18 protein-coding genes are annotated in these 20,898 nt (G+C 43.8%); 11 read left to right on the forward strand and 7 right to left on the reverse strand.

The genetic code is table 11. The features are described 5' to 3' along the window. Positions 1–109: 109 nt before the first annotated feature. The 4 genes from hutW (at position 110) to F0229_RS10220 (ending at position 3,455) form a co-directional block, all read left to right on the forward strand. Positions 110–1,525, forward strand: coding sequence for a heme anaerobic degradation radical SAM methyltransferase ChuW/HutW (hutW, locus tag F0229_RS10205; RefSeq protein WP_171732759.1), 1,416 nt, complete (start codon positions 110–112; stop codon positions 1,523–1,525). 48 nt (positions 1,526–1,573) lie between these two features. Beyond that, a complete protein-coding gene (gene hutX, locus F0229_RS10210; RefSeq protein WP_171732760.1) occupies positions 1,574–2,095 on the forward strand; it encodes a heme utilization cystosolic carrier protein HutX in 522 nt (173 codons plus the stop codon). A gap of 155 nt (positions 2,096–2,250) precedes the next feature. Continuing rightward, positions 2,251–2,781, forward strand: a complete 531-nt coding sequence (hutZ, locus tag F0229_RS10215) for a heme utilization protein HutZ (RefSeq protein WP_004731858.1) — start codon at positions 2,251–2,253, stop codon at positions 2,779–2,781. A gap of 113 nt (positions 2,782–2,894) precedes the next feature. Beyond that, positions 2,895–3,455: an ATP:cob(I)alamin adenosyltransferase gene (locus F0229_RS10220; protein ID WP_017062752.1), complete on the forward strand. Its 561-nt coding sequence runs from the start codon at positions 2,895–2,897 to the stop codon at positions 3,453–3,455. Between the two features lie 94 nt (positions 3,456–3,549). Here the strand turns inward: F0229_RS10220 and F0229_RS10225 are convergent, their stop codons facing one another. Further along, the gene (locus tag F0229_RS10225) at positions 3,550–4,464 is read right to left on the reverse strand and encodes a chemotaxis protein (RefSeq protein ID WP_017062751.1); all 915 of its coding nucleotides are present in this window, start codon (positions 4,462–4,464) and stop codon (positions 3,550–3,552) included. A 281-nt stretch (positions 4,465–4,745) separates the two neighbouring features. Here F0229_RS10225 and ppiC point away from each other — a divergent pair, with 281 nt between their 5' ends. The 3 genes from ppiC to F0229_RS10240 all read left to right on the forward strand — a co-directional run bounded on the left by ppiC (position 4,746) and on the right by F0229_RS10240 (position 8,472). After that, positions 4,746–5,027: a peptidylprolyl isomerase PpiC gene (gene ppiC / locus F0229_RS10230; RefSeq protein ID WP_367613538.1), complete on the forward strand. Its 282-nt coding sequence runs from the start codon at positions 4,746–4,748 to the stop codon at positions 5,025–5,027. A 361-nt stretch (positions 5,028–5,388) separates the two neighbouring features. After that, positions 5,389–6,510, forward strand: a complete 1,122-nt coding sequence (locus tag F0229_RS10235) for a nitroreductase family protein (RefSeq protein ID WP_171732762.1) — start codon at positions 5,389–5,391, stop codon at positions 6,508–6,510. A gap of 555 nt (positions 6,511–7,065) precedes the next feature. Continuing rightward, on the forward strand, positions 7,066–8,472 hold the full coding sequence (locus tag F0229_RS10240; RefSeq protein ID WP_017062749.1) for an alpha-amylase family glycosyl hydrolase: 1,407 nt from the start codon (positions 7,066–7,068) through the stop codon (positions 8,470–8,472). 128 nt (positions 8,473–8,600) lie between these two features. Here the strand turns inward: F0229_RS10240 and F0229_RS10245 are convergent, their stop codons facing one another. From F0229_RS10245 to F0229_RS10260, 4 genes are all read right to left on the reverse strand, one after another. Then, positions 8,601–10,472 (reverse strand): methyl-accepting chemotaxis protein, encoded by a 1,872-nt coding sequence (locus tag F0229_RS10245; RefSeq protein ID WP_017062748.1) that lies wholly within the window; start codon positions 10,470–10,472, stop codon positions 8,601–8,603. Between the two features lie 435 nt (positions 10,473–10,907). Then, positions 10,908–12,278, reverse strand: a complete 1,371-nt coding sequence (locus F0229_RS10250; protein ID WP_017067418.1) for a YjiH family protein — start codon at positions 12,276–12,278, stop codon at positions 10,908–10,910. A 228-nt stretch (positions 12,279–12,506) separates the two neighbouring features. Continuing rightward, positions 12,507–13,181, reverse strand: a complete 675-nt coding sequence (locus F0229_RS10255; protein WP_017062746.1) for a YoaK family protein — start codon at positions 13,179–13,181, stop codon at positions 12,507–12,509. 175 nt (positions 13,182–13,356) lie between these two features. Beyond that, positions 13,357–13,839 (reverse strand): GFA family protein, encoded by a 483-nt coding sequence (locus tag F0229_RS10260; RefSeq protein WP_170926836.1) that lies wholly within the window; start codon positions 13,837–13,839, stop codon positions 13,357–13,359. A 32-nt stretch (positions 13,840–13,871) separates the two neighbouring features. On the opposite strand from F0229_RS10260, the gene F0229_RS10265 reads away from it, so the two are divergent. The 3 genes from F0229_RS10265 to F0229_RS10275 all read left to right on the forward strand — a co-directional run bounded on the left by F0229_RS10265 (position 13,872) and on the right by F0229_RS10275 (position 16,536). Beyond that, positions 13,872–14,525: a hypothetical protein gene (locus F0229_RS10265; RefSeq protein ID WP_017064322.1), complete on the forward strand. Its 654-nt coding sequence runs from the start codon at positions 13,872–13,874 to the stop codon at positions 14,523–14,525. A 124-nt stretch (positions 14,526–14,649) separates the two neighbouring features. Next, positions 14,650–14,949 (forward strand): isoamylase early set domain-containing protein, encoded by a 300-nt coding sequence (locus tag F0229_RS10270; protein ID WP_009845720.1) that lies wholly within the window; start codon positions 14,650–14,652, stop codon positions 14,947–14,949. A gap of 276 nt (positions 14,950–15,225) precedes the next feature. Further along, positions 15,226–16,536, forward strand: coding sequence for a peptidoglycan DD-metalloendopeptidase family protein (locus F0229_RS10275; RefSeq protein ID WP_171732763.1), 1,311 nt, complete (start codon positions 15,226–15,228; stop codon positions 16,534–16,536). A 106-nt stretch (positions 16,537–16,642) separates the two neighbouring features. On the opposite strand, the gene F0229_RS10280 is transcribed toward F0229_RS10275, so the two are convergent. Together F0229_RS10280 and F0229_RS10285 are read right to left on the reverse strand one after the other, a co-directional pair. Next, on the reverse strand, positions 16,643–18,487 hold the full coding sequence (locus F0229_RS10280; protein ID WP_065583705.1) for a bifunctional diguanylate cyclase/phosphodiesterase: 1,845 nt from the start codon (positions 18,485–18,487) through the stop codon (positions 16,643–16,645). A gap of 142 nt (positions 18,488–18,629) precedes the next feature. After that, a complete protein-coding gene (locus tag F0229_RS10285; RefSeq protein ID WP_017062741.1) occupies positions 18,630–19,526 on the reverse strand; it encodes a LysR family transcriptional regulator in 897 nt (298 codons plus the stop codon). Positions 19,527–19,634: 108 nt separating this feature from the next. On the opposite strand from F0229_RS10285, the gene F0229_RS10290 reads away from it, so the two are divergent. Then, positions 19,635–20,840: a multidrug effflux MFS transporter gene (locus tag F0229_RS10290; RefSeq protein WP_171732764.1), complete on the forward strand. Its 1,206-nt coding sequence runs from the start codon at positions 19,635–19,637 to the stop codon at positions 20,838–20,840. The last annotated feature ends 58 nt before the right edge of the window (positions 20,841–20,898 follow it).

The following is a 20,898-nucleotide window of genomic DNA, read 5'->3' on the forward strand; positions in this document are numbered from 1 at the left end:
AAATAAGATCAATTATCAATTGCATTATCATTTACGTGTATTTATGATTCTCTCAGTTTTTAGCGAATAGTCTTCCAGACTTTGCTATGTAAGTGTTTAGAGAGATTATATGAGTCTTAATATTTATAAATTTGACGAATCAATCTTGGGCGTTTCTAGCCCTGATCCGCTTCGTTTTGCGTTTGCGAAAAAGCATTCTGCACACGCCGGAGGAAGTTCAATTCCGGTCGACCCCAGTAAGAAGTTAGAACTCTTTGACGAACTGATGCTGAGTGAAGGGAAAAAACAGGATAAGCGTTGCTTGTATATCCACATTCCTTTTTGTCGTGTGCGTTGTACGTTTTGCAATTTCTTCCAAAATGCCGCAAGCCGTAAATTGGTGGATGAGTATTTCGATGCACTGATGGTCGAGCTAAAGCAGAAAGCCAAAACACCTTGGGCTCAGTCTGGACTATTTCACGCCGTCTATATTGGTGGCGGAACTCCCACCGATTTGTCGTCTCAACAAGTTGAGCAGCTGGGTAAAGCGATTCGTCAATATTTCCCACTAGCAAACGATGTTGAGATGACATTGGAAGGGCGCATCAATCGATTTGGTGACGAGATGTTTGATCGTGCGCTTGAAGGTGGCTTCAATCGTTTCTCGTTCGGTATTCAAAGTTTCAATACTCAGGTTCGACGTAGTGCTAAGCGCCTAGATGACCGAGAGGTTGTGCTAGAACGTATCAGTTCACTAAGCCGCACCCGCACCGAGCAAGCGCCAATCGTTCTTGATCTGTTATACGGATTACCACACCAATCTATGGAAGTGTTCCAACAAGATTTAGAAGACTACATGTCTACTGGCGCACACGGCATTGACCTCTACCAACTGATTGTTGCGGGCAATGCACCTATGCTTAATCTTGTTGAGAAAGGAAAAATCCCACCGCCTGCGAATACGCCAGATAAGGCGAGCATGTATTTGGCGGGTGTGGAGTTCATGGCAAAAAATAAGGTCAAGCAACTGAGCGTAAACCACTGGACTCGTGATAACCGCGAACGCAGCATTTACAACAGCTTAGCGAAAACTTATGCCGAAGTTCTACCCATTGGTTGTGGCGCTGGTGGCAACATCGGCGGTCATGGTGTGATGCAGCATCGAACTTTAGACAGCTACATGGAGTCTATAAAGCAAGGTCAATTACCTATTGCCATGATGACTAAGCAAAGCTCATTAGAGCCTATCTTCTCAACATTAAAGGCAGGTTTCGATTCTGGTGTTGTTAGAAGAAGTACGCTACCGAGATTTATGGGGCAAGATACGTTCGACTACCTAAAACCTTTGTTCGCACATTGGGAAAATAACGGTTTAGTTGAGCTTTCGGAAGATTATCTGAGCCTGACTATTGCTGGCAGCTTTTGGGCGGTAAGCCTAGCGCAGAGTGTGATTCAAGTGCTTAACGCTGAATACCAAGCTATGCACCCAGCGCCTAAAGCGTCAGGTTCGGGCGTACACCCGCATGCAAGTTTGAAGCACGCTTAATATCGAATTTTTAGTTTATAACTTACTCGTTTATACGGAACATATTCAATGACAGATACAACATTAGAAATGACAGAAACTCTAGAACAACGCGTAGCTCTAATTTTAGAAGAAGAGCCAAAACTACTGCCAACAGCAATTGCTGAGAAGCTAGGTGTTTCAGAGGTTGAAGTGGTTGCTGCTTTTCCAAACGACATGGCGGTAATGCTAGATGGCAGCCGTGCTCAAGAGATTCTAGAAGGTTTAGTGGGTTGGGGCCCTGTGACCACTATCGTGCATTCATTTGGTTCTATCTTTGAAGTTAAAGCGCCATTCCCGAAAGGTAAGGTAGCGCGTGGTTACTACAACCTAATGGGCAAAGAGGGCGAGCTTCATGGTCACCTTAAACTTGATAACGTTAAACATATCGGTTTGGTGAGCAAGGCGTTCATGGGTCGTGAAAGTCATTACTTCGGCTTCTTCAGTGAAACCGGTGAGAACATTTTTAAGATTTACCTAGGCCGCAACCAAAAGCGTGAGCTTATTGCCGACCAAGTAGAACGCTTCAAAGCGCTAAAAGAACAAGCTTAAGTTCAATTTACAGTAAATAATCAGCAGCAATCTTACATAGGGTTGCCAACTGGCTTAAACAAGACATCAATGCTCGAGGATCGTTTAGTTCGCTAATGATCGCTCAACCTTGGGCAAAAATAATAAATCAGAGAAAGTGAAGAAAGGAATTACCCATGGAACAGCAAGTAAAACAAGAACGTCTACAAGGTCGCCTAGGTCCAGAAATCAAAGAGTTTCGCCAAGAGCGCCGTACCCTTCAACTTGCAACGGTTGATGAAGAAGGTCGCCCGAACGTAAGTTACGCACCTTTCGTTCAGAACCAAGAAGGTTACTTTGTTCTAATTTCTGATATTGCTCGTCATGCTCGCAACTTGAAAGCGAACCCTCAGGTCTCTTTGATGATGATTGAAGACGAAGAGAGCTCGAAGCAACTTTACGCACGTAAACGTTTAACGTTTGATGCTCAAGCAAGTGTTGTGGAGCGTGAAACGGAACTTTGGACTCAAGTGATTGGCCAGATGCAAGAGCGTTTTGGTGAAATCATTGATGGTTTGAGCCAACTTCAAGACTTCTCTCTATTCAACCTTAAAGCAGAGAACGGCCTATTCGTTAAAGGCTTTGGTCAAGCATACCAAGTGTCAGGCGACGATCTGGTGGATTTCGTTCACCTACAAGAAGGCCACAAAAAAGTGTCTAACGAATAATCTCGTTTAACCGATTTCTTCAGGAGCCCTCCAATGTGAGGGCTTTTTTATGTCTAAATCAAAGAGTTTGGTATATTGGCGTTTGATGACTATTTATGTGTAAGGATCGGTACGTGAAACCAGTAAGTCGAGATTGGGACGAGTTTTGTTATCCGTTTATCTATGAAGACAGTCCTATCTGTGATTTTGAGATTTTGTCGGATGAACTTTGTTGCCGAGTTGGATTGGTGTTGTCTTTAGAGCTAGAGCCTCAGGTTCGTGAGATCCTGCAACGCTTGCAGCCAAACATCTACCATTTGAATGGCTCTGTGCGCGGTAAGCTTGCCATCACCGAGTCTGAATTGGTCGAGCTCAAGCAAGATTATCATCGTATCCGTGAGCAGTTAGAAGGGGGGGTTAAAGGCTTTGTCTTACCCGGTGGACACCGAGTGTCTAGTGAACTTCACTTGTGTCGTTGTCAGGCTAAGAAAGTTGTGCGAGCTTTGGTGAGTATTGAACATCATGAAAGCAAAAAGTCGCCAGACCCGATTCTTTTTAAATACGCCAACCTAGTCGCGAACACTCTCTATGCATTGGCCTCTTTTACCAATCATGTGAATGAAGTCGAGGAAGTGGAATTTGTGAGTAAGAGCTACTCTATGCCGAAAAAGTCTATGCCAGAAAACAAAGACTAACGGTTAGCTCTATTCTTATTAAGATTTGAAGAAAGAAGAGACTAAGAAGCTAAACCATTGAGCACTATGCCAGGTTTAGCTTCTATAACAGAGCCTAAGCAGCCGTAGAGGCGCCGTTTAAGACTTTTGCGCCGCGTAGCATAGCTTCGATTAATTCACCCGCGTTGAACTTCTCAAGCGCTTCATGCGCCCCCACCTGATTAGCACGGTCGACACAGATCTCACTGGACAGTGAGGTATGCAAAATACAGTAAGCGTGACTTAAAGCGCTGTCGTTTTGCACTTCAAATGCAAGCTCATAACCATCTAATCCCGGCATCTCGATATCACTCACCAGAAGATCAATGGCATTGCCAGCGCTGGCTTGGCGTCGCATTAGGTCGATGGCATCTAAGCCGTTGTTACATATGCTGTAAGGGATGTTGATACTGTCTAAGGCATCAGATAACTGTTTACGTGCAATCAAAGAGTCATCCACTAATAAGATGTTCAATGCTTTGAGGCGTTCCCTTTCTACATCGGTCAGCATCGGGATATGAGCATTCTCATAAGCTGGGTAGATCTTAGAAAGCAGCAGTTCCACATCGAGCATTTGCACAATACGGTCTTCAAAACGTGTAATACCCGTTACAAACACATTGCGACCCACACTGGTGGGTGGAGATTCAATGCTCTTCCAGTCGCATTCAATGATTTTATCAATTGAACGAACCAAGAACGCCACAACTGTTCTCAAACAGTCAGTAACGATGAGTACACAATCTTGGTATTCAGCGGGTGTTATCGGACGGAAGCCAATCGCAGCGGACATATCAATCACAGGAACTGTAAGGTCGCGGATAGTCACTGTACCAATCACGTGATGATGGGAGTAGGGGATCTGAGTCATCGGCTGAAAAGGGACGATTTCTCTGACCTTAAGCGTGCCAATCGCAAAACTTTGAGTGAGGGACAACTTGAACATCAACATTCCCTGTGACTGACTCGCTTTACTGATCGGTTTGGCCATAAGTGGCTCCTACTTAATACGCGCTTAATTTATAAGGATTAATTTAAAGGGAAATGGAAGCCGCAGCAAGTCGCGATGCGGTTTTTAATGGCCTTTAAGGCAGTTGTTTTCGGTTATAGAGTGAAGAATAGCGGTTCTTGGGTTAAAATCACGCTAAACGCTGACTGTCGATGAATTTATGTCGATAAGCCGTTAGCGGCAAACAGATTTACAACAGTCAGTTCATTCGCGATGTTCTAAGTAATCGTCGTAAGTAAACTGGCAGCAACAAACTGAGAATTATCATGGCAAGAACAGCAGCAGCGCTTCATATTTTGGTGAAGCATAAAGAACTAGCAGAAGACATCATGACGCAGCTTAAAAAGGGCGCTAAATTTCAAACGCTAGCGAAGAAACATTCAACCTGTCCATCTGGTAAAAAGGGCGGCGACCTAGGTGAGTTCAAAAAAGGTCAAATGGTGCCTCAGTTTGATAAGGTTTGTTTCTCTGGCGAGACGCTTGTACCACACCTTGTGAAAACAAAATTTGGTTGGCATGTGGTTAAGATCCTTTACAGGACATGATGATTTAAAGTCTGCGTAGACATAGTAAGACGACTTTCGAGCATCTTAAACATTATCTTCGCATCAAGCGTCGAGATAGTGCATTGAAATGAACATGTTACTAAAGCTAAACTCTCAATAACGATCATCTTTAAATGGTTGCATAATGACGGCTCAAAAACGGTAAGTTAAGCCGAAAATACTCAAGTATCACGAATATCAACCTTCCAAGCACATCACCAAACGCCACGGGCTACTTAATTAAGCATGTTCACTTGTACATAGTTGAGAAGGTCGATATGTTATTGATTATCAATGGCTGTCTAGCTTACTATGCCAAGTTGACTTGATTCAAAAAGATTTACATGAATAGGATATTTATATGCCATTAGAAAAACAATGGTCATTTGAAGATAGCAGAATATGGAAGCTTAAACTGAAGCTTCAGTTTAGTGGTTGGTTACAATACATTATTCATGCAATTTGGATTTTTTTACTATTACTCATTGCTGGAGTTGGTTGGTTAATTGGGCATTGGCAAGCTTTGCTGTTTTGGTTGCCTCTTGGTTTAGCGGCATTATTAAGCGTTGCTTTGGTTGGATCCATTGTCATGGTTAAATATGGATTACACCCTGCTGAAAAATTACCGCCTAATAAAAATCATCTTGATGCGTTTGATTTAATGCGCTCACGTCAATCTTGTCGTTCATTTCAATCACGTAATTTAACATCGGAACATCATGCTGAATTACTCAAATTCGTTCAGTTCCATACTCGAGAAAACCAACTACTTGGGCAAAAAACGATTCGACTCGAATATATCAAGGCACCATTAACCGTTTGGCCAGTTGTTGGTGCTCATGAATTTTTAGTGGCCATTGCGCCGAAGGAATATAACCGTTTATCCGTTATTGATGTTGGTCGGAGTTTACAAAAAGTTGTGATTGAAGCGACTCGTATGGGGATTGCAACTTGTTGGATAGGACCTGGGGCTGATAACAAAAGTATAGTGCAACATCTAGGTAATAAAATCGACCCAACAAAAGATCATGTTATTTGTGTTTGTGCCATCGGCTATGAATCTATGTATAAGCCATTATTCATCCGTTTATTTAATCGTTTAACGCGTAAACGCTTACCGTTATCAGAACTGTTTTTTTCTGATCTTTTATTCAATAAGCCTTTGGATACTCAAACTAACCCCTTTGGTGCTTATGGACGGTGTTATGAGGTTTGTCAGTGGGCGCCGTCATCATACAATGGACAAACTACACGCTGTATAGCAATAACAGAACAGGACAATGATGAAAAAAACCTCACCCGTTTTGATTTTTACGCGTCCATTAACTCGCGGTATTATGCTCCGGTTGCGCTTGGAATCTGGTGTGCTAACTGGGAAATAGGTTGTGCAGCGTTGAATAAGCGCGGTTATTTTAAAGTTCTGCCGCTTATTACTGATGCTCCTGAGTTGCCACGCTACGACATCAGCTGGGTCGTTAACTGAACCCCGTTATCTGTTGATTTTATTGATATTTAATAGACTTTTTGAGGTAAGCAAAGAACAAAATAAAGTGCCACCCATTGTTAATGGCACACGCGCCAATCTTCTACTAGGCTTTGGTTGAGCATTAAACAAGATCCTTTACAGGACATGATGACTTACAGTCTGCGTAGACATAGTAAGATGACTTTCGAGCGTCTTAAACATTATCTTCGCATCAAGCGTCGAGATAGTGCATTGAAATGAACATGTACTAAGGTTCTTTACAGAACTTAGCAATAAATATGTGATAGATTGAATAAAAGGAGCGTATATACGCTCCTTTTTTGTGACTTTTTTGCGCGTTTTAAAGCAATACGGTTGAGTGTTCATCCCGGACGTTATGCGATAATTAGCGCTACGCCCTTAACTATCCGCCGTGACTAATCGTTGGGAGGAGGAGGGTTTTTAATGAGTAACTCATATAATAAATGCCATTCTTAAGGAAATTTATGCAGCTTTGCCTTTTAGCCTTTGCCTTTTCTAAAAAGCTGTAAACGAGTTTGGTAGGAGAACAACATGGAGAGTTCAGCTATGTTAAGCAAACCAGCGACAGATGTCATATTGCATGCCTTTGACTGGTGCTACGCTGACGTAATGAAGAACGCCCCACTGATCCAAGAGTTGGGTTATAAATCTGTTTTAGTATCACCGGCGATGAAATCGCTGCGCGGCCCTAAAGGTTGCGATCGAAATTCTGGCACTCAATGGTGGCAACGCTATCAGCCCCAAGACTATCGTGTGATCGATAATCAGTTGGGTGACACACAAGATTTTAAAGCGATGGTCGACACGTTAAAGCGACATGGGCTTCGTACTTATGTGGATGTGGTGTTTAACCACATGGCCAACGAATCGGGTATCCGCGGTGATCTAACGTATCCCAATCAGCAAGACATGGCGTCTTATCAAAAAGATGCTGACTATTATGAATCCATACGTTTGTTTGGTGACCTTTCTGAGCCTCTATTTGATGAGAACGACTTCGTGGAGGCGTTTGGCATCAAGAACTGGAAAGACACTTGGGAAGTGCAAAACGGGCGTATTACCGGTGGCGCGAGCGACCCTGGCCTGCCAACGCTGCTTGATAACGATAATGTGGTGGCACAGCAAAGAGCCTACCTAAAAGCACTGAAAGAGATTGGTGTGAAAGGATTTCGCATTGATGCGGCAAAGCATATGACACTGGCACACCTACGCAAGGTGTGGACGGATGACATCTGCGAAGAAATGCACATCTTCGGTGAGATCATTACCGATGGCGGCGCGACAGAAGAAGAGTATGAGCTGTTCCTTGAGCCTTATCTTAAACACACTCGCTTAGGCGCTTACGATTTCCCGTTGTTCAACACCATCTTCAAAGCATTTGAAGAGCAGGGCAGCTTTAAGTCTTTGATTAACCCATACTGTTTTGGTCAGGCTCTGTCGAATATGCGAGCGATCACGTTTGCGGTCACTCATGATATTCCCAATAACGAGGTGTTTTTGGAGCATGTGATGGATGAAGTGGATGAGCGATTGGCTCATGCTTTCATTCTTGGTCGAGACGGCGGTGTGCCGCTTGTTTACAGTGAACTGAGCACCAGCGGTATTCTGGACAAGAGCGGTCAGCCTCGTTGGCTTAACGACTGGCAAGCGCCTTACATGAAAAGCATGATTCAATTCCATAACCATGTTCATGGCGAAGCGATGCGTGTGGTTGAAGCGAATGATGATTTGTTGGTGTTTGTCCGTGGCGATAAAGGCATTGTGGTGATCAACAAGTCGAAGCGAAGCAAAACAGCCTCATTAAATTGGACTGGTGCGGTAACCGATTTACTGTCGGATGATGTGTTTGAATGTGTTGGTAAGGATTTAACCATCAAGGTGGAATCGAACCAATGCATGATGTTAACGACGAATGAATTGAAGCCTGTCACGAGTTAACTTGGATAGACTAGAAAGAGAAGCCCCGCTTACTGGCAATCAGTAATCGGGGCTTTTTATTTTAAGCTATTGCTCGGTAACTAAACCAAATGGCGACTCAGCCAAACGGCAACTGAGCCAAACCTTGGTTAAACCGTAAACTTATTCAATAGCTCGTCTTGTTGGCGAACATTGTCAGTTTGCTGCTGCATTGCGGTATTCGCTTCTTGGGCCGCTGTTGATACTTGTGTTGAAAGGTCTTTGATCTTAACAGTGTTGTTATTGATCTCTTCCGCTACTAAGCTCTGCTCTTCTGCCGCTGAAGCAATCTGGATGTTCATATCTGAGATGCGTTGAATCGCGTCACGGATACGATCAAGTGAAGAGTTCGCTTGCTGAGCGCGTTCAACGGCGTCAGTGGCTGTGTCTTTACTTTGGTTCATCGCGTTCGATACTGAGCTTGCACCCGCTTGGAGCTGCTCGATCATGTTGCGGATTTCCGTAGTTGATTCTTGAGTACGTTGTGCCAGAGTACGAACTTCATCGGCAACGACTGCGAAACCACGGCCTGATTCACCAGCACGCGCCGCTTCAATAGCCGCATTCAATGCCAGTAGGTTGGTTTGGTCTGCAATATCGTTGATTACTTTTAGAATTGTTTCGATGTTGGCTGTTGCTGATTCAAGTACTTGTACTTCGGCAACCGCTTGGTCGATACGTGCTGAAAGGTTATCAATCGCTTGAGTGGTGTCACTTACGACAGATGTGCCGTCTAGCGTTGCTTCGTCTGCTTCACGGGCTGCCGCTGCTGCGCCTTGAGCATTGTTTGCAACTTCAGTTGCAGTAACCGCCATCTCGTTCATTGCAGTCGCTAACTGTTCAAGCTCTTCCAGTTGGGTATTCATCGCTTTCGCTGATTCGCCTGCACCTTTAACCGTGATTTCAGTACCACGCTTAATTTCAACACCAATCGCTTTCGATTGAATGATCTGATTTTGCAGGTTTTCAGTAAAGGTGTTGAAACCTTTCGCTAGGTCAGAGAACTCTTGGTCTGTGTTGGTATCTAGGCGCTTAGTTAAATCACCTTGACCGCTCGCCACATCTTGAATGGCTTGGTTAAGCGCATCCAGTGGACGCATTAACACGCGAATTAGAACTGTTAGAGCAATGATGCTGAGAATTACCGCAATCAAAGAGTAGATCATTGAGCTGTTCTTCAACTCTTCAACGGTTTGGAAAGCGATCTCTTCATCCAGGATGGCACCGATGTACCAATCTTCACTAGGGATGTGGGTGAAATTAACTAGGAACATTTTGCCGTCGACTTCAATTTCTTGAGAGCCTTCACGAATAGTCGCTTGTGGCATGTAGCTTGATAGCGTTTCACCGTTGTTTTTCGCATTTGGGTGAGCAATCGTGGTGCCGTCGGCTGTTACTAGGAACAGGTAACCCGCATCAAACAAGTTCACTTGGTTGACCAAGGTAGCAAGGTTCGTCAATTCTAGGTCGTAGAACATACCCGCAGTAAAGCGGCCGTTGTCTTTAACTGGAGTACCTACTGATATGATGACTTTCTTACTTGATGCATCCACATAAGGAGCGGTAACAACTAAACTGTTTTTGGATTTAGCATCAATGTACCAAGGACGAATTCGTGGGTCGTAGTCTGGACCGGCATCCCAACCATCATCATTTTCAATAACGAAACCGTTTGCTTCATAACCAAAACCAACCGCTAGGAAGCTGTTTTTAAGCTTTGGCTTTTCTAAGATTTCTTTAACGTAAGCGCGATCTTCAGGGTTGATCTCGATGACTTCAGTCGTCGATTGAGCCAACGCTTTCTTGGCGTTCATCTCCGATACGACGGTATTTTTCACGCCCGAGACCATCTCTTTCAGGCTCGCATTGACGTGGTTTTCTACTGCACTTCTTACAGTGTAAAGTTGTTGTATTGAAAGCAATGATACTGTCACTAGCAGCAAGGCTGATGATGCAGCAACCACCTTATGGCTAAATTTCATTGAGTTTTCCCCTTCTCACAGGCTTTGCGAAGACTAAAGTTAATCGTGTTTTTGTAATTATATATATCGACTAGATTGGATTTTACTTGAATGTAATTTCACAAAATAGACTACAAAAATACAACAACCTAAACAATGCAAAATTCACTAAAGCGCATATTTGTTGCTTTTAGTATTTAGTTCAATGAGTTGGGGAATGGGGCTAGACGGAGTTTAAGGAGGAATTAAGAATGTATTAATTTGATAGTTATGCGTTCAGTTTTCTATTAAAAAGAGGCGGGGTGAACAAACGATATGAAATCAAATGACATGCAGAGCTTATAAATTAATTGAACTCCAAATAATACTGTGTATATATTTTCGCAAATAAAAAGCCCCACAAAAGTGAGGCTTTATAAACTGAATCTTTATTGAGTTACATAAGTAGTATCTAATTTAGAATATTAGATGCGCTACACCAGCGATAACTGGAAGCGTAATTAACGTACGTAGAATAAAGATAATAAACAGTTCTAAGATGTTCACTGGAATCTTACTGCCTAGAAGTAGAGCGCCCACCTCAGACATGTAGATCAGCTGAGTTACCGACATTGCTGCAATAACAAAGCGAGTCATCTCGTTGTCGATAGAAGCCGCAAGGATTGCTGGGATAAACATGTCCGCAAAACCAACAACAATCGTTTCAGATGCTGCAACCGCTTCAGGAACACCAAGTAGCTCTAGGAATGGAATGAAAGGCTGACCTAGGATTGAGAACACAGACGTGTATTCCGCAATAACCAGTGCCATTGTACCTAAACCCATAACAACAGGCAGTACGCCAAATACCATATCTACGGCGTTACGAACGCCTTCGCCAAATACAGATTTAGCTGACTTTACTTGAGATGCTTTATTTACCGCTAGCTCAAGACCCCAAGAGAACGTTGAGTGACCTGCTGGGATCGCGTCAGCGTCTTTGTGCGGCTTGCTGCCATCAATGAAAGTATCTTTCTTCATGCTTAGTGGTGGAAGGCGAGGGATGATCACCGCTGCCACAATACCCGCTAAACAGATTGCTGCGTAGAAAGGTAGGAACAGGTGCTCTAGTTCTACCTGAGCAATAACCACAAGACTGAATGTGATAGATACTGCTGAGAAAGTCGTACCAACAACCGCAGCTTCACGCTGAGTGTAGAATTTCTTCTCGTACTGTTTGCTTGTAAGCAGGATACCAACACTGCCGTCACCCAACCAAGAAGCCATACAGTCAATAGCACTGCGGCCTGGTAGGTTGAAGATTGGACGCATGATTTTACTTAGTAGCGTGCCAAACAGCTCTAGTAGACCAAAGTTAAGTAGAAGCGGAAGTAGCAAACCAGCAAAGATGAATACTGAGAACAGTGTCGGAAGCAGGCCTTCTAGAACCAGACCACCAGTATTTTCTTCCCAAATAACCTCAGGGCCAACTTGGAAGAAAGCCATAACGGCTGCAGCCCCACCAATTAAACGAACCAGCAACCACAGTGGAGATGGGTTGAAAAGGCCGTTTAAAAATGAATTTGATGTAATGAATGTAGGCTTAAAAATGGTGCTTAAAACTGAAGCTACAGACATGAAAGCAACGATCGCAGTGATGATAGGGACTAGATATTCACCGAAAACCGCTTGAATTGATTTGGCTAAGATAGCTACAGGGATGGTTAGATCACCTTGATAGCTGATTGGCGCCATGAAAAGGAATAAACCAATCAATGATGGGATTAAGAAAACCCAGAAACTGCCTTTAGATTTCTCTGTTTGAGCAGTATTCTTGTTGTTAGACATGTTATTGTTCTCGAATTTCTACACGTAAAAAAGCCACATCCTTGGCATTTTTATTCACTAAACGTCCGTATTTTCTCATTGGGTGCAAGATTACCCAGTATTAATATCGCTTGCAATACTATTCATCAAATATCGCTAAATATTCATACTGGTTATTCTGCAACGTATTAAGAGTTTAGAATAAAGTGTTGCGGATGTTACGTAGTTTGAGGTTATATTGCCAGGTATTTATAAATTGACTGGGGTTTCAGTTCGATAGGTCAAGTATAACCAGTAGCTAAACGCAATAATGAAAGCAAAAGAGGCAGGGAAAGCCAATGCCAAGATTTCGAAGCGTTGGAACAGACAAGCGCCAATTAAGCCGCCAAACAGGAAGCCAACCACAATGAAAATTAGCAGTTTGGCTTTACGGCGGTCAAAAGGCATCCCCTTTAAGCGAGCGCCAATCATGATCCCAAGATCGGTAATGATCCCGCTCATGTGTGTTGTTCGAATGATTGCCCCGCTGTAAGTGGTGATCATCGCGTTCTGCAAACCACACGCGGCTGAAGCGAAATACTGACCTGAAGTATAGCCTTGCAACAGTGTCCACAGCGCCAAAAACAGCAATCCACCCTCAATACATAGTGCAACACCGTAACGGCGTCCTAACTTCAATGCTTGGTTTTCAATAAAGAACCCGCTGAACGCCGCACCTAACATGAAACTCATGATCACCAATAGGAGGTGAACAGAAGCCGAGGTCGGTGTAAGCAGGCTACTGCCTAGCAAAGACATGGTGCCGGAGATATGGGAGATAGCTTGATGTTGGAAGCCAAGTAAGCCGATAGCATTAACACTGCCAGCAAGACCAGCTAACAAAAGGGCGCCGTATTCAACCCAGCGAGGTAACTTAGAAATCATGTGGTTCACCCTGGGTTAAATAGAGGAGCAAGATTATAACGCTAGACAAAAGATACGCTAGCGCTGTGAAGCGTTGATATTTGATCTTAGGCAACAGTATTGCAGTTTGTTTTAATACTGTTGCTATATAAAGATAACGGTCAATAACGAGATAAAGATAACGCTCATTGACGAACTAGTTGTAATGGCTCATTTGGTGGTCGAACTTAACCCAACCGTGTTTGCGTTCTTCATAAACCGAAAAGCTCGGCAGTGGGAAGTCTTGCTCTTTAAATAATCCGAGCGGGACGATATAAAAATCAGCGGCGGCAACCGACTGCAAAAGCATGGTGGTGCCACACTTGGGACAAAACTGATAGGTGACTTCATTACCCGTATCGCTGATGCGTGAAAAAGAGGTCACTTCACCGCTGAGTGTAACTTGTTCTATTGGGAACCGAGCCTGAACGCCGAACACACTTCCGGTGCGTTTCTGACACTCATAGCAATGGCAGACAGATGTACGTTGAGGTTCACCTCGGCATACTAGGTTGACTGCTCCACAGCGGCATTCGCAACTTCTGATATTTCTATCTTTAATATGATTGATATCCATCCATGCTCCACTTCTGGTTAACCCTGTATTGATAATTATACTAAAGCCCTTTATGGTCTGCACAACTGGATGAAAACAAAAGAATATAATTGCCCATGAAAAAGAAAATCTTACCTATCCCTCTGATTCTACTGATTCCAATTGTCATGCTGGTTGTGGTGATAGTAGCGGGTATTTATCGCTTTAGCTTAAGTGATGAAGAGATCTTGGCGAAGTTTCCTTCTTCTCAAGTGAGTTATGACCCAGTCGTAGAAACCGTTTTTGATTTGAAGACGACCAATCCATGGACAATTAAAGTTCCTGAGACTAACGCCTACGCTTTTATCAATGAAGTTGATGAGCCTAGAGCCATCGCGTTTGGACGCTATGACTCAGGTGTTGAGCGCGGTGTGGTAACGGTAGACACCAATAATCTTTCAGCCGCCACGTTGGGCAAGGCGAGTTTCTTTGTCGCGCCGATGTGGATATCTAACCAAGGCAGCGGTGTTTTCTATTATCTAGGCCTGTTTAAGCATGACCAGCAACGAAGCCGTGTGGTGTTAGTCGACCAACTTTTACTGGGTGATCGTATACAAATTCAGACATTGGAGGTAGCTCAGCAGCCAGGTTCGCAATCACAGAATAAACTTACTGGGGAAGGTTTTATCGGCTTTACTCAGCATTCTGCGGAACAATCATTTGCAGAACCCCCTTCTGAAAAGGTGTTAATGAGTTTTTCTTTTGATACGCAATCAATTGGTAAGCAATAACGTTTTCGTGAATGTAAGGATCTGTTGTTTATGTGAGCCAAATTACATATTATCTTAGTTAGATGAATGAAATTTAGACACACTTAGCTTTGTGTCCGCTTATTTTTACAAATGGAGCTTGCGAATGATTAATAAACGTTTTTTTAAGACGAAAGATGAAGTTGAAGTGACCTTCGAGCTAGAAGCTCAGGAAGCGAACTCTGTATCCATCGTTGCTGACTTTCTTGATTGGAAAGCCACCCCAATGAAAAAACTGGCCAAAGGGAAGGTTTACAAGTTTAAAACTCGTCTACCTAAAGATGGCGAGTTTCAATTCCGCTACCTAGTTGATGACCAACAATGGGTGAACGATGCGAATGCCGATCGTTACATCCCAAATGAATTTGGTGAAGACAACTGCCTAGTGTCGACGGTAAACGCATAATCTTTTCTTAAAACCAGCGACTAATTCGCTTCGTTTATTAATTATTCGAAACGGAATAACGTCAACCAATAGAAAGCAGAAACTAGCCGTTTCTGCTTTTTTATTTTTAAATTTAGCGGTTAATTTTATTTCTTATCTAGTGGCTCTTCATCTACGGCAACTCAATGACTTAGGCTAAGTTGGGAAGATTCACATCATATTATGACAATGCATTGATGATTTATGCGTTTGAAAAGCATATCCTATGCCTTTATATCGTAGAAAGACCTGTTTACCGTGTATTCAAAAATATTTCCCTCTCCGTTTGCTGAGCTTTCACCTGTAAAAAAAGTAGCTATTTTGGGACTGCCACTTATTGCTGCGATTGGTGTTGCTTTGCAATCGTCACAATCGGATCTGACGAAAACGATCGATCTTGATTTGCCCGACTCAACCGTTATTGAGTCAATTCTGTCACCATCTTCTGTTACCGTTATTGAGCCGCCGACATTTGAGTATCAAATTCAATCTGGCGATAACTTGAGTAGCATCTTCACTCAGCTTGGATTTTCTTACAAATCGATGATGAGCGTGATGGAAACTGATTTGAACTTCCTTGCTTTAGATACGCTTCGTCCGGGTAATACATTACGCTTTTGGCGTGATGAAGCGACCGGCGACCTTTCTAAAATGGAACTTCAATTTAGCGTCGCGGACAAAGTGGTTTACCGACTGCTTGATGACGGCAGCTACGAATTCGAAGACATCTCTATTCCTGGTGAATGGAAGCAAAAACCTTTAGTGGGTGATATTCAAGGCAGCTTCTCAATGTCGGCGAACAAGGTTGGCCTGAGCAGTCTTGAGATTGACCATATTGTGACTCTTCTTAAAGATAAGCTGAACTTTAGCCGAGACCTACGTGCTGGCGATCAGTTTGAAGTGCTTCAAAAAGCGCAATATGTTGATGGTGTTGCAACCGGAAAACGTGAAATTGAAGCAATTAAGATCATGAATCGTAACCGCGTTGTTTCAGCATACTTACACACTGACGGACAATATTACGATGCTAATGGCGATAGCTTACAACGTGCTTTCCAACGTTACCCAGTGAGCAGTAGCTGGCGCCAAAGTTCTCAGTTTAACCCTAAGCGCTTACACCCTGTGACTGGCCGCATTTCACCGCACAACGGTACGGATTTCGCGACACCAATTGGCACACCTGTTCAAGCAACGGGTGATGGCAAAGTGATCATGACGCGTAAACACCCTTATGCGGGTAACTATGTGGTGATTCAACACGGTAGCACTTATAAAACGCGCTACTTACACTTAAGCAAGATCCTTGTTCGTAAAGGACAAACGGTATCTCGTGGTCAACGTATTGGCCTATCGGGTAAAACGGGTCGAGTGACAGGTGCTCACTTGCACTATGAACTGATCGAACGTGGTCGCCCTGTTGATGCGATGAAAGCGAATATCCCAATGGCCGATTCTGTGCCTAAAAAGGAAAAAGCGACATTCACAGCCGCGAGAGATGAAGCCGACAAGCTATTGAAGGCAGCGTTAGAAACGCGCAATCTAGCAATGGTTAATAATGCTAGTAAGTAGCTAGCCATTAAACTGTTTTAAAGCCGCAAGAGCATCACAAAGCACAGTCAGTGTTAAGTGATGCTCTTGCGGCTTTTTAGTTCTCAATAGAAGGTTCGGTAAGGGTTTAAACTAAAGGCTCTGAGTGCGCGACATAGCTAACGATAGCTTCAGGCCGCATTGGAGGTGAGTAGAGGTAACCTTGGATCTTGTCACATCCCATCGCGTGCAGCTTTTCTAATTGCTCACGCTTCTCAACACCTTCCGCAACCAAAGATACATCGAGTCTATGGGCCAGTTGAACAATCAGCCATACTACGCTCTCTGAGGTCGAACTAGTTAACAAGTCTCGAATAAAGGTCGCATCAATTTTAATGCAATCGATAGGGTAGCTGTGGATGTAGTTCAAACTGGAGTAGCCTGTACCAAAGTCGTCGAGTGCAATCGTGAAGCCTTGTCCTCTCAGAAAGTTAAGCGCGGATTTTGTCTCTTGTGTTGGCGATAACAGAACGGTTTCGGTTAACTCGATAACAAACTCATTCGCCTTAAAATGGTGCTGTTCAATGGTTCGAGTCAGGTAGGATATATAACGTTTCGAATCAGTAAGCTCGTGCGCAGAGCAGTTGATTCCAAGTTTAACCTTGTAGCCCAAGCCTTGCTCTAGTGTGGTTTTAGCGCGGCACACCAATTCAATAATGCGTTCACCTAATTCGACAATCAGCCCTGACTCTTCTGCCACTTGAATAAACTCTACGGGTGAGATGTCTCCATGTCTGGCGGTTTTCCAGCGAGTCAGTACCTCGAAATATTCCCATTGCGTTTCACCTTGACCCACAATCGGCTGTACCACTACGTACATTCCATTGCTGTCGGGGATATAGCTTTGTGAAATTGGGTTTTCCAGCTCACTTCGTAGCGCTGCGACTAGCTCGGTTTTTCTTTGGTAACGAACTCTTAAGTGAGTGTCATAACATTGAATATGAGTATCTTGGCTGTGTTTACACTCTTTAAGCGCCAAGCTGGTATTGAAGATGATTTGCTCAACGTCTTTGTTGTCTCCATCCGAACTGGCAATACCGATGCTGACGTCGAAATCTATCTTGATATCAACGCTACTGTAGCCCTGCTTAATTTTGGCCAGTATTTGTTCGCACACGGCTATCGGATCAGAATGGTAGGTGATGAAGGCGAACTCGTTGCCAGCAGTCCGGAAAGTCAGGTTGCTTTCGGGTAAGGTTCTCCGCAAGGTTTCTGCGACAAATTGAAGTACTTTATCGCCAATATAATTGCCGTGCATGTCATTAATGGCTTTGAAGCTATTGATATCGAGTAAAGCCAATGTAAACGGAGTGACGCTCTGTTGAGTAATCGACTCTAAGGTATCTGATAAACAGCTTCGGTTGAGTAACCCGGTTAGGCTGTCGTGTGACACCTCATAACTAAGCTGATTTACAAGTTGTTCGGAACGATCGTTAAACCACATTTCACGCAAGGTGTGGATGATGATGTCGGCGAACAATTGATGGTGCTTTACCACGTCTTGTTGCTGATCAGGGCTAAGAGGCGAGGTGAACGTTGAAAACAGCACGCCCATCACTTCGCCACTTTGAGTTCGAGTCGGGATCGCGATGGAGTTTTGTGAGGTGATTTCCTGCCTAAATGCCGATGTTGGCAATGACTGGACGATGTACTGAGCAAATGAGCAATCTGGGTGTCTTTGATTGACGGCTTGTTGGTAGATGTGACCATGGCGCGCATTGATTTTGTCATGTAATACATGATCAGAATGGGCGATCACCAAAGGAACGGTTTGGTCAGGGAAGTACTTCTTCTCAATGATGCTAGTGTATTGAGTATCAAAGGTCTGATGTAAAGTAAGCACAGCTGACTCTAAAAGGTCGATACCTTCCAATTTCAGCAAACGGCCAATGCGCTCTGTGTCTATCATGCTATTGTGCGTATGTTGAGTCATAGCCACCACCCCTAGTTAACCAGATTCACTGTGTAAGCGGTATACGTATTATCTTGTATATGTGCGAACTTGTATAACCTATATGCGTCAAGTTTATTATTGGCCGTGTTGTATAACTTTTCAAATTAAAATGTGACTTATTTCACAGAGCTTGCGTGCTACGCTCTTTGTCTAGCCTGTCTTTCAGATGGTCCAAAAAGAGCTTGGTTCGCGTGTGCGAGTAATCAAGCTTAGGGTAGTACGCGTAAACCATCACTTCGTCGGCGGTAATATTTGGCAATACTGGAACTAATGTCCCTTGCTTTAGATCCTCTTTGATCATCGCTTTGATGGTTAACAGTACGCCCATTCCTCGCTTCGCAGCATGAAACAAAGCCTCTGGATTGGTGGTCGCAAAGTTACCATTGAGGGTGATGCGTTGCCCTTTGGTGAGTGTGACTTCTCGGGTAGGGCGCTCTCCCCAAATTAACGAATTGTGTTGTTCTAAGTCCTGCTCGTTGGCGGGGTAACCATGTTTAGCTAAATAGCTTGGCGCTGCATAGAAGCTGGCTTTGTGTTCAAACAGCGGTGTTTTCTTGAAGCTTAATGAGTTGAGTTGTTCTAGTTCACGACTGATTACCAAGTCCAAGCCAAGCTCGGGTAATTGACCGGGCGTAGTGGTGATGAGTTGTACCTTAATATCAGGGTACTTTTCTAAGAAGTCGTCCATGTATTGCACCAGAAACTTAGAGCCAACCGCAATCGTAGCGCCAATCTTTAATAGGCCTGCTGGGGTTTGGTTAACCGAGCGAGTCTCATCAATAATGGACTGCCAATTGTCGAGCTGATCCTTGGCTCGCAGGTAAAAGAGCGCACCTGCTTCGGTTTGGCTAATTGATCGCGTGGTACGCTTTAACAGTTGGGTGCCGATGCGCTCTTCTAACCAGTTCACTCTTTTACTGATCGCCGAGCTGGTGGTGTTCAGCTTTCGAGCAGCACCATTGAAGCTGCCTTCTTCGACTACTCTGACGTAGCTTTTTACGTTAAGAATCCAATCCATATTATTTCCTGTTGGGACTTAATAAAATTCCAATTTAGCTAATTATCAATTATTGGTTTTGAATGTAAACTCGTCTAATGAACAAATATCAAACGAATAGGGAATTTTTTGAGCCAATCGACCTTTAAAAAAACACCGTTACTCTTAGCAATGATGATTATTGCTACGGGGCAGGTGGGTGTGAGCATCTACTTGCCAGCATTACCGTTAATTGCTTCTGATTTAAGTGCTACTCAAGTAGATGTACAGCTTCTCGTCACGCTGTTTCTGGTGGGTTTTGGCTTGTCTCAGCTATTTTACGGACCGATGTCCGATGCGGTGGGAAGAAGACCTATCTTCTTGTTAGGTCAGGGTGTTTATTTGATTGGTACAGTCGTTTGTGTTGTGTTTTCTGACAATATGACGGCGCTAGAAGTTGGTCGCTTGCTGCAAGGTTTAGGGGCGGGCAGTGCCTCGGTTCTTGGGCGAAGTGTGCTTCGTGACAGCTATGATGGTTCACAGCTTACCAAAGCGTTGTCTTATATCTCGATCACCGCGTCGATTATGCCGATCATCGCGCCTGTATTTGGTGGCTGGATTTCATTCCACCTTGGTTGGCAGGCGGTGTTCCTTTTCGTTCTATTGTATTTACTGGCGATATTCACACTGGGTTACTTCGTGTTGCATGAAACTCTGCCATATGGGAAGAGCCGTTTTGAAGTCAGCCAAGTGGTAAAGAACTACGGACGCTTGTTAACGAATCGCCAAGTGTTGACCAGTGCCAGTTACAACTGGATGAGCTACATGGCGAGTTTGGTATCGCTGTCGTTGTTTCCATTCTTAATGCAAGAGCAATTGGGGCTGACCGCCGCTGAGTATGGTTCATTGATGATTGTCCCTTCGGCAGGCTTACTGATAGGTAGCGTCGCTTTAAACTTACTCAATCGTAGGTTTAGTACGCCCCAACTGATGAGCCTAGCTATTTTGATTATCTTGGCATCGGGAACTTGGCTTCTTACTCATGAGTTATCCATCTTTAACTTAGTTTGGGCGTTTACTTGGTTGGCGATAGCACAAGGCATCTCGTTCCCATTATCAATCAGCATGTTATTAGAACCTCATAAGAAACAAGCGGGCGCAGTGTCGGCATTGTCTGGCTCAATTCAGATGTGTTTAGCGGGTTTATTGGGTGGGTATCTGGTAGAAAGTTGGGTCACGACTCATCTACAGTTAGGCGTGTTCTACCTCATTATTGGCGCAGCCATGGGCGGAGTGCTTTGGTCTTCAACCAAAATGAACAACAAAGGCGATACTGTTGAAGTGGAATATAGCTAAACACTAAATTCACTATCGTTTAACGCACCATCGTTAATACGTTGTATTTGTGCTGATG

Origin of the sequence: Vibrio sp. AIC-3, assembly GCF_013114515.1 — a bacterium.
Lineage (GTDB): Bacteria > Pseudomonadota > Gammaproteobacteria > Enterobacterales > Vibrionaceae > Vibrio > Vibrio crassostreae_C.